Origin of the sequence: Bacillus sp. ABP14 (genome assembly GCF_001831375.1) — a bacterium.
Lineage (GTDB): Bacteria > Bacillota > Bacilli > Bacillales > Bacillaceae_G > Bacillus_A > Bacillus_A paranthracis.
The window spans coordinates 1414733-1426456 of sequence record NZ_CP017016.1 but is presented as its reverse complement, the minus strand read 5'-3'; the positions used below and the strand labels follow the sequence as shown (position 1 = coordinate 1426456).

Below are 11724 nucleotides of genomic sequence, written 5' to 3'. Positions count from 1 at the left end.
ATAATGTCCTCGACATCATTTTACAAAATCAACCGCTACTTTGTCATGTTTTTCTCAAAAAAGAAGAAAAGTTGACAAAAATAAAATAGGAAAGTGACATACACTCTCCTATTTTATTTCTCTATGCGTATGAATGTAAACCCGCGATAATTAAGTTTACTACAATAAAGTTAAACATAATAATTGCAAAACCAATTACCGCTAACCATGCTGACTTCTCTCCATGCCATCCTTTTGATAAACGTAAATGTAATACCGCCGCATAAAAAAGCCACGTTATAAGTGCCCAAACCTCTTTCGGATCCCAGCCCCAAAAACGTGTCCACGCTATTTGAGCCCAAATCATGGCGAAAATTAATGCACCCAATGTGAAAACTGGGAATCCAATTGCAATAGAACGATATCCTATTTCATCTAACAAATCGCTATTCGTATTTTTCACTAACGGCTGAAGTGCCGCTGATACTCGTTTACGTAAAATTAGCCTTAATACAATATAGAGTAACGTTCCGACTAACACTGACCAAATAACAGTATTTAATTTTTTCGCATTTACAATCGCCGGAACTTCAACTGTCGGCTCTAATTTATTTTCTGTCAGTAACTTCCCTTCATGCGGCCCCACTAAAGCCGGAAGATTGTATTTCATTTCCACTTGTTGTTCATTTTTATCAATCCATTGAAACTTTGCTTCATATTTCATACTAGAATATACCGTTGTTACTCCAATAAACCCAACTGTACAAACAAGTGTGAATACTACCGTCTCTAGCCAAAATGTACGTTTACTTTTCACTGATTGATCTACATTTTTCAATAAATACATAACGCCCGTAATAAAACTAATTGCTAAAATTGCTTGTCCTGCAGCCGCAGTCGTCACGTGAATATGTAACCAATTACTTTTTAAAGATGGAATAAGCGGTGATATTTCCCTCGGAAACATACTTGCATAAGCAATTAATAAAAGCGCAACTGGTAATGCAAATAGTCCGATTATACTTACGCGGTACATAAAGTACATGACAATAAATGCTCCGACAAGCATCATGCCGAAAAACGTACCAAATTCAAAAAAGTTACTAACTGGCGCATGACCTGATGCGATCCACCTTGTTACAAAATAAACTGTTTGTGCAATAAACCCTAAAATTGTAATCGTTATTCCTACGTTTGCCCATTTATGACCCTTTTCTTTAATTGCTCCCCCAAAAAATAGAGTGGCAATTAAATATAAAATAAATGCGGTAAAGAGAAAGTTACTACTTATTTGCACCATATCGTTTCCCCACCTTAACTAATTTTTTTATCGACTACTTTATCATTTGGTTGCGGAATTGCTGTACCTTCTAGTACTCTTTCAATATCTTTCTTTAAACCGAACCAGTTTTTATTCGTATGTCCTGCAATCCACCATTCATCATTAACGCGTTGTATCCAAATACGGCGATGATTCCAATACATACCTTGAATGACACCAACCATAAATATAAACCCTCCAATACCGAGAATCCAAAGCGTTAAATCTTTTCTTACAGTAAGTGCTGTTGCATTTTGCATTTCCACACCTGCAAAGGACATTTTATATTTGTTATTCCCATCAGCTTCTATATTTTGCTGTATACCAACAAAACTCACTTCACCATCTGGTGTTTCAGGTGTAAACATTTTAAATACGAATGCAGGGTTGTTTGGTAATTTTGTTTTTGTATTTGGTCTTCCATTCTCATCAAAATAAAAATCAGGGAAATAGCTTAATAGTTCTAAAGAATAACCATTTCCTAAATCATATTTTTCTGCAGGGTTTGTTAAATCAACTTTAATCGGTCCCCACTTTTGATTATTTTCTTTATTTTGCAAACGGAAGGACATACTTTTAAATTCATTTTCTCTATAACTCAATTGATAAACAGCAAATTGATCAAATTTCAGCGGTTCATTTACTCGAATTTCAACTTCTTTTACTTTTTCCAATTTTGGTTTTTGTCCAGCTATCTTTTCACCTACCGCTTTATATAATACGGCATTCGTTTGGAAGTTTTTCGCAATCATTTTATCACCTACACGGTCAATTGCTTCATCAAAAACTTCCTTGTCCTTACTTTTATCATAAACTTCCTTTATAAACTTCTCACTTTTTAAATAATATTGGCCATCCGTCCCTGGTATTTCTTTCGTTTCACCATCACGTAACCAAAGCGTTTCATCTACATACATACTCGGTAAAAAACGAAGCATCGCACCGAATAAAAAGATAATAAGACCGATATGATTTACATATGGACCCCAACGCGAGAAACGCCCCTTTTCTGCTAAAACGTTTCCGTCTTCCACTTTCACATTATAGTTCGTTTTCTTTAAGTTCTTTTGAACTTTTTCAAAATCTCCCTCTTGCGGTGTACCGGTGCCATATAATCTTTGTCTCTTTAAAAAGCTAGGGTGTCTTTTTACCCCTTGCTTCTTTAAAGCTTTATAAAGTGGAATGACACGGTCTAAGCTACATATCACAAGAGAAATACCAATTGAAGCAATTAACATCATATACCACCATGAACCGTATAAATTATTAAAGCCTAATTGATAGTATAATTGCCCTAAAAATCCGTATTCTTGCTTATAATATTCAGCTGGTGCAATTCCTGGAGTTATGTACATTTCTTGCGGAAAAATAGTCCCTATCGCCGATGCAGCTAAAGTGATTACAATGAGCCATACACCTACTTTTACAGAAGAGAAAAAGCTCCAAATTTTATCAATAATCGTTTTTGTTTGCGTGAGAGATCTCCGAGCACTCCCCTCATAGCGCATATCCAATAGTTTTATATTTTCATTGCTTTCAAATGGTTTCCCACAAGCTTCACAAAAAACAGTTCCTATCGGATTCACATGTCCACATTCACATTTAATTTCTTTCAACACTCTCACCGCCCCTGTATCTATATGTACTATTGTATATTCTAACTTCAAGTTACCGCAATACTCAGAATTTTTAAACCGAAGGCACTATAGGTAAGCGCCTTGTATGTAAAGGTTTTCTTTATTACGGAGTGATTTTCTTTAAATACTCCTCCAATTGTTCCTTCGTTTGTTCACCTTTAATCTCTTGAATCACCTTACCATCTTTATCAATCAAGAAGCTTGTTGGTAATGGTATTACTCCATACGTTTTTATAATTTCTCCACCTTTATCGATTGCAACGGGAAACTTAAGATCGTATTGTTTCACAAAATTCTTAACAGCAATATCCGTTTCATCTGCATCTAACGCAATGATTTCAACGCCTTTTTCTTTATACTTTGGATATAGTTCATTCATATAAGGCATTTCTTTCTCACAAGGTTTACACCACGTACCCCAAAAGTTTAAAAATACACCTTTTCCCTTAAAATCTTTTAGCTCAATTTTCTTTCCTTCTAAATCTGTCACAACAAAGTTAGGTGCTTCTTTTCCAATTTCCATTTTCTCTTCTTTAGAGAAATATCCTTGATAAAGTGTAAATCCTACAGCACCGCTTAAAATGAGCAGAATAATAACGCGAAATAATAAACGATTTTTTTTCATATTGTTTCCCCTCTCTTCGACGAGTGATGAATATATGTATTTTTAATAAATCACCAGCGGAGCATTCCACTGGTGAAAGTTTCACAATATCGATTAGCGAGGCTTTGTAGAAGCCAATGCACGTAATTGTTTCACCTCATGCGGTGTCAATTCTCTTGCATCACCAGGTCGCAAGCTACCCACTTCTAAAAAGGCGTAGCGTTCACGCTTTAGTTTCACTACTTTACAGTCTAAAGCTTCAAACATACGACGTACTTGACGGTTACGACCTTCATGAATTGTTAATTGTACAATCGCCATTTCTTTACGCTTGTCCCAAGAAATGATTTTCACACGCGCTGGTGCTGTTTTTCCGTCTTCTAACATAACACCGCGTTCTAACATGCGAATTTTCTCACCTGTTAGAGGACCTTTTATTTTTGCAACATATGTTTTTTCAACTTTATATCTAGGGTGCATTAATACATTTGCGAAGTCCCCATCGTTTGTCATTAATAATACGCCAGACGTATCATAATCTAAGCGTCCGATTGGGAATAAACGTTGTGTAATTTCCGGGAAAAAGTCTGTTACAACACTTCTTCCTTTATCATCTGATACACTTGAAATTACGCCAGTTGGTTTATATAGTAAAAAATAAACAGGTTCTTCTTTTTCAAGAGGGATGTTATTTACTTCTACTTTATCTTGAGGAGTTACTTTCGTTCCTAACTCCTTCACTATTTTCCCGTTAACTTTCACTTTTCCTTGCTGAATTAATTCCTCAGCCTTTCTTCTCGATGCAATACCTGCTTGCGCAATCACTTTTTGTAATCGTTCCATTTCTTTTTTTCACCTCGAATTTATCTTACCTTACATTAGAAAGACTTGGCAACCGCATACGCTTAACGGCTTTTCGCTTCCTCTTACTTAAACAACATAGCGATGATAATAAACATATAAAGGTCAAATCATGGTTTTACCTTTTATTATTGTCCATATTTTTCATATTGCTCACAATAAAAGTTCATTATTTTGTCAAAAATACCGCATAAAAAAACCACTATTAAGCAACACCTTAATAGTGGTCGTATACGTATTATAAGCGAAATAGCATAAAAAATGAATAGTATTACTTAAACATTAAAGAAACAAACACAATCGAACAAATAATTCCGATTAAATCAGCAAAAAGTCCTACTTTTAATGCATCTCCCATTTTTCTAATTCCAACAGCTCCGAAGTATACTGTTAAAATATAAAAAGTCGTATCTGTACTCCCTTGCATTGTAGAAGCCAATCGTCCAATGAACGAGTCTGGTCCATATGTGGCAATTAAATCGGTCGTAATACTTAAACCAGCAGAGCCCGAAATAGGGCGTATAAGTGCTAGTGGAACAATTTCTGCTGGGACATGAATTAAATCTAACATCGGCTTCATTACTGATATCATTGCATCTAATGCACCTGAAGCTCGAAATATAGAAATAGATACGAGCATTCCAACCATAAACGGTAAAATAGAGATTGCAATTTGAATCCCTTCTTTCCCCCCCTCAACGAACGATTCATACGTCGGCACTTTCTTTATCGTTCCATATAAAAGGATAAAACCAATTACACAAGGGATTACCCATAATGATATCGTATTAACAATACTCATTTTTTCCGCCCCTTCCTACTCCTTCTTCGGTAAAAATAGCGATCAATCCAAATCGCTCCGATCATAGAGAGTACTTGTGCAATGAATGTTACCCCAACAATTTCAGTTGGATTCGCTGATTCATACGTCATTCGAATTGAGATGACAGTAGTAGGAATTAAAGTAATCGCTGATGTATTTAACGCAAGAAACGTCACCATAGAACGGCTCGCCGAATCCTTTCCCCCATTTAACTCTTTCAATTGTTCCATCGCTTTTATACCAAGAGGGGTCGCAGCATTACCTAACCCAAAAAAGTTAGCCATCATATTCGATAAAATAAATCCCATTGACGGATGGTCCTTTGGTATTTCTGGAAACAATCTTTTTACTATCGGCATAAAAAGTGACACTAACTTTTTTAACAATCCTGCTTCCTCTGCAACTTTCATTAAACCGAGCCAAAATACTAAAACACTAATGAGTCCTATACAAATTGTTACTGCGTCTTTTGCTCCATCAAATACTGCTTTATTGATTGCTTCCATCGTTCCATTTATCATGGCATATACAATCCCTATGACTGCCATCGCTACCCATACGAGATTAACCATCGCTTCCAACACCTATCATATGAGAAAAAATTTCTTTCACATTATTCCAATACACTCCCGTTGTAGCTACTAACTTTCGTTTACTATAAAATAAATTTCGTTCTCCAACTTTCTCATTGCCAACATAAATTTCTGTCTTTCCAACCTTTACTCCATCCTTAAGTTTCGCACTTTTATCAAGTTCAACTTTTAATACGACATTCTTTCTTTCCTGCTCAGTTAAAGGTACCGCAAAACTATTTTTCGTATAAACATGATTGGCATATTTCTTTTCAGTTATTTCAGCAAGAGCTCCTTGTCCTACCACGTTTGTTTGTTTGAAACGTTCAAAACCTTTATCAAATAAATTCATATGATCATCCCAATCGCTAGAAGCGCTCAAAGTTACGACAATTAAATCTAGTCCATCTTTTGATGCTGTTGTAACAAGCGTCCGGCCTGCTTTCTTCGTAAAACCCGTTTTTCCTCCTGTTGCAAATTCATAATAAGACGTCACAAGTTTATGTTTGTTTTTCCACGGATAATCCCACGAATCTGATTTATACGTTTTTGTCCCAAAAATCTTCTTAAAGGTTTCGTTCCCCATTGCATACCTTGTTAAAAGTGCCATATCATAGGCCGACGAATAATGGGAGCCATCTCCATCCAAACCATGTGGGTTTGAAAAGTGAGTATCTTTCATTCCAATTTGTTTCGCCTTTTCATTCATTAAATATACAAACCCTTCTATACTCCCTCCTACATTTTCAGCAATTACTTGTGCTGCATCATTACCAGATCTAAGCATGAGTCCATATACTAAATCCTCTAATTTTACTTTCTGTCCAGGCTTTAAATAAATTGCTGAGCCTTCTACTCTCACTGCTTCATTACTAACCGAGACCATTTCTTTCATTTTCCCTGACTCAGCAGCTAACAAGGCAGTCATAATTTTTGTTATACTAGCAATCTTCTGCGGCTCATGTTCTGCTTTTCCGTATAATACGCGACCTGACTGTTGCTCCATTAATACAGCATTTCGAGCACTAACATTGCTGGTCATCTTTGCATATGTAGGAATTGGTATAACGCTTGCGTACATAATAAGAAGCGTAATGATTACACAAATTCGTCTCATATTTCCCCCCACGTCCTTTTGGCACTTTTTGTACAAGTGTATGCTTGGCCTTTTAAAATATGAACGAAATCTCCCTCTCCTTCCAATAAAAAAGACGCAGAGAACCTGCGTCTAATAAGGTGTCCATTCTATTTGTTTTGCACTTTCAAATCTTTTTTCTACATCCGGCCAATTTACAACATTCCACCAATTTTTAATATATTCATCTTTTCGATTTTGGTATTGTAAATAATACGCATGTTCCCACACGTCTAGTACAAGGAGCGGTATCGTATCCCATTGTGTAAATAATTGATGAAGTGTACTCTGTAAAATTTCTAATCTTCCCGATCGCGGAACCCAAACGAGAATTGCCCATCCTGAACCTTCCACTTTAGAGGCTGCTTCTGTAAAATGTTTTTGAAAACGCAAGAAACTTCCAAAATCTTGTTCAATCCGGTGTGAAAGAGCCCCTCTTGGACTTCCGCCGCCACCTTTTTTCATGTTATTCCAAAATATTGTGTGCAAGTAATGACCTGATCCATGAAAAGCAGCTTCTCTTTCCCAATGCTTAATTAAATCAAATTGATTTGTTTTTCTCGCTTCTTCCATCATCTTCTCTGCCTTATTTAATCCTTCCACGTAACTACGATGATGTTTATCATGGTGTAACATCATAATTTCTCTAGAAATATACGGTTCTAACGCATTATATGGATAAGGTAGTGGTGGGAGTATATGCCCTCCAATTGGAACAGCTCGTTCACTATCCCCTCTTTCACATAGTTCATATTCCTCTTCTCCCTGCACGAATACTTCCTGCAAATGATGCTGAATATGTTCTACATCATCACTTATTTCATACATAAACTCTGCATCTGTATCATACTCATGCTCTTTCATACGGTCTAATAACGTTTGAATTTTATAAGCAAGCATATGGACATCATACACTTCCATTGCACGGCTATCTAATACGTGAAGAACACTTTCACACCAGCTTTCTACTTCATGAAAGTAATCTGTGAATACACCTTGCTGACTCATGTTACACCTCCTTAATGCTATCCCCTTAAATATATTCAAAGGAAACCCCTTATATAACTTTACAAAAGGAAAAGAAGCTAAGTACCCTTAGCTTCTTTTTCACAATTAATATTTGTGTAACATCTTTGTTTGGTAATCCGTCTCATAATATTCTAGTTCTTCACGCATCAATTGAAATTTACCTTCTAAATTCTTCATTACTTGCTCTATAGATGCAGGTGGCGTTTGTTGAAAAACGATGGAGTTTTTCCCTGTATAAGCAGACCGACTATTTTCATACCAATGATCACTCTTTGGTGAAAAAAACTCTGCAATTACTTGATGATAAATTTTATATAAAATCTTTTCAGCTGCTGTCTTTCGAAATGGCTGGCTATTTAACAAAACAAAACACGCATCATGCCCTTCTTCACAAAAAACGAGAAGACGTCTTATTGACGCTAATAACCCTTTATAATATTGTTCGTTTCCTGCCGGTGTCTCTTCTAATAAAGAAGGCAACGTATGATAATTTACATAATTGGTTATCAAATGAATAACATCTTCTAAAAACATAGAAACTTGTTCTGTTTGATTTTCCACCATTAGATTAGACATTTTTCCCTCTCCTTTGCCAGTTCACTCTATTTCTACTCTTTTATTTTTATGTAATTCAGCCAATATTTCTTGTACTTTCACGACTATTTCCTCATCAAAATATTGTTGGAATTCTTCTATATTATTTAAATACAAACGTTTTTGCATGCGAAGCTCATTCTCTTTCAGTAAACAACAGATCGCTACAATATCCCGCAAATATATGTCTTGATTTTCTACTTTACATACCGGATTTCCTTCAAAAGGAGTAATTTCTTGTACAACTTCTTCAAAATATCGAACATATAAAACAGAAAAGATTCTTTCTTTATCATTTAATATATATTTCACTTCAGATCTATTAAAAAAATCTTCTGACGTATTAGGTTTTGCTTTCTCTAGCTCATATCCCGCATAACCTATTATAATCATCTACTTCCCCTCTCTTCCTTCTTTCAATTCATTTTAACTTAATTTTCTGACAAACGAAATACTCTTTTAAATATAACCCTTATAAAAAATAGCTTCCTTATACAGGAATTTACCTTTTTATTTTTCTTGAAGTTTGTCATAATAATATTATTGTCTCAGTTTTCTTATACAAGGAGAGTTGTATTTATGTCGTTTTCATGGAAACGTTTCTTACAAATCGGGAAAATTATCTTCCCATTTGTTGTATTAACCATTGTATTCTTTCAAGCAAAAAAAGAATTAGCAGGCATTTCTTTTTTAGAAGCAATCAATACAATTAAAAACATTCCAACCGGAGGAGTCTTTTTAGCCATTACACTTGGTGCATTTGCCGTATCAACAATGTTCTTTTACGACTATGTTATGCTTCGTTATTTAAAAGCTGATATACCTGTCCAAAAGATTTTTCGTATCTCATGGATTGCTAATACCTTAAATGGATTTATTGGATTTGGTGGTCTCGTTGGAGCGGGTGTACGTACGATGCTTTATCGTCCATACATAAAAGAAAATGGCAAACTGATTAAAAGTATCGCCTGGATGACAACTGCTTTTATTAACGGACTCGCTATTCTTTCATTCCTCGGCCTTATTGGAATATTAGACACAAGTTTTATTTTGCATGAAAAACCGTGGCTATGGCCTGTTTTGATCTTCTTCGCCCTTTTCGTCCCTATATACATTGGCTTTTCTAAACTAAAAAATAGAAAACCAAAGCAAACCGAAGGACAAGATGAACGAGAAGAAGAGAAAAATCCAACTGTTTTATACTCATTAGTTTCATTAGTTGAGTGGGTATCTGCTGGTATTGTTATGTACGTCATACTAATATTATTTGGCATTGATATCGAATTTCAAAAGTTTTTAGGTGTGTATGTAATTGCCGCTTTAGCTGGTGTTGTTAGTCTTGTACCTGGTGGACTTGGTTCATTTGACCTTGTCTTTTTAACTGGGCTCGGACAATATGGCATTGATACAGGCGTATTACTACCTGCTATGTTATTATATCGCCTCGTCTATTACATTTTACCATTCTGCCTTGGTCTTATTTTTGCAGCTTTTGAAATGACAGGCGTGGCCATTAAAAAGTTTGAAGACAAACCTTTTATTGCGCCTGCATTAGAAACAACTGGTGTTATATGGACTTTGCAGCGTGATTTTCTAGGAAAACTAGGTTCATGGGCCTCTGCTGCTTTAACAGTATTTGCTGGATTAATGGTTATTTTATCGACCATTCTACCGACAAGTATAAACAGAGCTCACGCCTTACATATTCTAGCTCCAAAACATCTTATTCAATTTTCTTTTAGCTTATCACTAACATTCGGTATTCTCCTCCTGATCCTTTCACGAGGCATATATTATGGAACAAAACGTTCTTACTATATGACGATTATTTCTTTAATCGGAGCAGCTATCTTTAATACGCTAAAAGGGATTGATATTGAAGAAACGTTTATTTTATTAATTGTACTCGCTGTATTATATATGCTTCGTAAAAGATTTGTACGCGAGAAAATGGAAGTCTCACTTTCTGATATCGTAAAAGTTTTTATATTCTTACTTATAACTTTATATTTATATAAAAACTTAGGTATTTTATTTGCAGGTGCAAAAGAAGCTTTTAAACCTGATTTTGTCGTTCGTAATATTACGCAAGTAAAACGAAGTGCATTAGCAGCTGCCTTTTTCGTTCCTACATTTTTACTGATTGGCTCACTCATTGCTAATCGTTATCGAAATGAATTTCCCGGGCAACCAGCTAATGATAAAAGATTACAAAACTTTTTAGATGAACATGGTGGAAATGTACTTAGTCATTTAGGTTTTTTAGGCGATAAACAATTCTTCTTTAGTAGTGATGGGAAAGCGCTCCTTCTCTTCTCTATAACTGGAAAACGTCTTGTTGTGCTAGGTGATCCAATTGGAGATCCTTCCTCCTACCGTACTGTGTTACAAGAGTTTTTAGCTGAAGCTGACCGATTTGGATACATTTGTGTATTCTACCAAATCGAAAGTAAATGGATGAGTTTATATCATGATTTTGGTTACAACTTCTTTAAGCTTGGTGAAGAAGCTGTCGTTGATTTGAATACATTTACAATAACAGGAAAAAAACGCGCCGGTATGCGAGCGACTTTCAACCGTTTTGAACGAGAAGGCTATATATTCTCTATTCACCAGCCGCCGTTCTCAGATGAACTATTTGAAGAATTAAAAAAAGTTTCAGATGCATGGCTCGGTGGAAAAAAAGAGAAAAGTTTCTCACTCGGATACTTTGATCGTGAATATATTAGCCGTGCTCCTATCGCTACATTATCTGATGCAGATGGAAAAATCATTGCATTCACGACATTTATGCCCGTATATCAAGACGGATCATTGTCTGTTGATTTAATGCGCTATTATCCAGATGCGCCTAGCGGCATTATGGATGCAATTTTCATCCACCTATTCCAGTGGGCAAAAGAAAATGAATACCACTCCTTTAATATTGGTATGGCACCACTTTCAAATGTAGGTTTATCGACACAATCTTTCTGGTCTGAACGGGTTGCTGCTGCCATCTTTAATAATGTTCGTTACACATATAGTTTCAGCGGGTTACGACATTTTAAAGAAAAATATAAACCAACATGGAGCGGTAAATATTTAGCATTTAGAAAGAATCATTCTTTACCAATTACAATGCTCTCTGTAACAAAATTAATAGGAAAAAGAAAAAACAGCTAAATAG

11 protein-coding genes are annotated in these 11724 nt (G+C 35.5%); 1 reads left to right on the top strand and 10 read right to left on the bottom strand.

The window, feature by feature from the left end; genetic code table 11:
• Positions 1-121: 121 nt before the first annotated feature.
• From resC to BGI23_RS07455, 10 genes are all read right to left on the bottom strand, one after another.
• On the bottom strand, positions 122-1279 hold the full coding sequence (gene resC, locus BGI23_RS07500; protein WP_000250096.1) for a cytochrome c biogenesis protein ResC: 1158 nt from the start codon (positions 1277-1279) through the stop codon (positions 122-124).
• Between the two features lie 14 nt (positions 1280-1293).
• Positions 1294-2919 (bottom strand): cytochrome c biogenesis protein ResB, encoded by a 1626-nt coding sequence (gene resB / locus BGI23_RS07495; protein ID WP_070805605.1) that lies wholly within the window; start codon positions 2917-2919, stop codon positions 1294-1296.
• Between the two features lie 121 nt (positions 2920-3040).
• Complete coding sequence (gene resA / locus BGI23_RS07490; RefSeq protein WP_000742210.1) at positions 3041-3562, bottom strand: thiol-disulfide oxidoreductase ResA; 522 nt, start codon at positions 3560-3562, stop codon at positions 3041-3043.
• 93 nt (positions 3563-3655) lie between these two features.
• Positions 3656-4384, bottom strand: a complete 729-nt coding sequence (gene rluB / locus BGI23_RS07485) for a 23S rRNA pseudouridine(2605) synthase RluB (protein WP_000440555.1) — start codon at positions 4382-4384, stop codon at positions 3656-3658.
• Positions 4385-4673: 289 nt separating this feature from the next.
• Entirely contained in the window at positions 4674-5204 is a 531-nt protein-coding gene (spmB, locus tag BGI23_RS07480; protein ID WP_000029511.1) for a spore maturation protein SpmB, read from the bottom strand.
• Entirely contained in the window at positions 5201-5797 is a 597-nt protein-coding gene (gene spmA, locus BGI23_RS07475; protein WP_000247807.1) for a spore maturation protein SpmA, read from the bottom strand. The genes spmB and spmA overlap by 4 nt, the downstream gene beginning before the upstream one ends.
• Positions 5790-6914, bottom strand: a complete 1125-nt coding sequence (gene dacB / locus BGI23_RS07470; protein WP_001252623.1) for a D-alanyl-D-alanine carboxypeptidase DacB — start codon at positions 6912-6914, stop codon at positions 5790-5792. The genes spmA and dacB overlap by 8 nt, the downstream gene beginning before the upstream one ends.
• A gap of 111 nt (positions 6915-7025) precedes the next feature.
• On the bottom strand, positions 7026-7940 hold the full coding sequence (locus tag BGI23_RS07465; RefSeq protein ID WP_000082666.1) for a superoxide dismutase: 915 nt from the start codon (positions 7938-7940) through the stop codon (positions 7026-7028).
• Positions 7941-8045: 105 nt separating this feature from the next.
• On the bottom strand, positions 8046-8537 hold the full coding sequence (locus BGI23_RS07460) for a YpuI family protein (protein WP_000067566.1): 492 nt from the start codon (positions 8535-8537) through the stop codon (positions 8046-8048).
• 21 nt (positions 8538-8558) lie between these two features.
• Positions 8559-8948, bottom strand: a complete 390-nt coding sequence (locus tag BGI23_RS07455) for a hypothetical protein (protein WP_070805604.1) — start codon at positions 8946-8948, stop codon at positions 8559-8561.
• 186 nt (positions 8949-9134) lie between these two features.
• Here BGI23_RS07455 and mprF point away from each other — a divergent pair, with 186 nt between their 5' ends.
• On the top strand, positions 9135-11720 hold the full coding sequence (mprF, locus tag BGI23_RS07450) for a bifunctional lysylphosphatidylglycerol flippase/synthetase MprF (protein ID WP_070805603.1): 2586 nt from the start codon (positions 9135-9137) through the stop codon (positions 11718-11720).
• Positions 11721-11724: the final 4 nt, after the last annotated feature.

Excerpts from the sequence above, each read along its gene's own strand:
- resA (WP_000742210.1), bottom strand. The coding sequence starts at position 3,562 with ATGAAAAAAAATCGTTTATTATTTCGCGTTATTATTCTGCTCATTTTA.
- BGI23_RS07455 (WP_070805604.1), bottom strand. The coding sequence starts at position 8,948 with ATGATTATAATAGGTTATGCGGGATATGAGCTAGAGAAAGCAAAACCT.
- spmA (WP_000247807.1), bottom strand. The coding sequence starts at position 5,797 with ATGGTTAATCTCGTATGGGTAGCGATGGCAGTCATAGGGATTGTATAT.
- resC (WP_000250096.1), bottom strand. The coding sequence starts at position 1,279 with ATGGTGCAAATAAGTAGTAACTTTCTCTTTACCGCATTTATTTTATAT.
- BGI23_RS07460 (WP_000067566.1), bottom strand. The coding sequence starts at position 8,537 with ATGTCTAATCTAATGGTGGAAAATCAAACAGAACAAGTTTCTATGTTT.
- rluB (WP_000440555.1), bottom strand. The coding sequence starts at position 4,384 with ATGGAACGATTACAAAAAGTGATTGCGCAAGCAGGTATTGCATCGAGA.
- BGI23_RS07465 (WP_000082666.1), bottom strand. The coding sequence starts at position 7,940 with ATGAGTCAGCAAGGTGTATTCACAGATTACTTTCATGAAGTAGAAAGC.
- mprF (WP_070805603.1), top strand. The coding sequence starts at position 9,135 with ATGTCGTTTTCATGGAAACGTTTCTTACAAATCGGGAAAATTATCTTC.
- spmB (WP_000029511.1), bottom strand. The coding sequence starts at position 5,204 with ATGAGTATTGTTAATACGATATCATTATGGGTAATCCCTTGTGTAATT.
- dacB (WP_001252623.1), bottom strand. The coding sequence starts at position 6,914 with ATGAGACGAATTTGTGTAATCATTACGCTTCTTATTATGTACGCAAGC.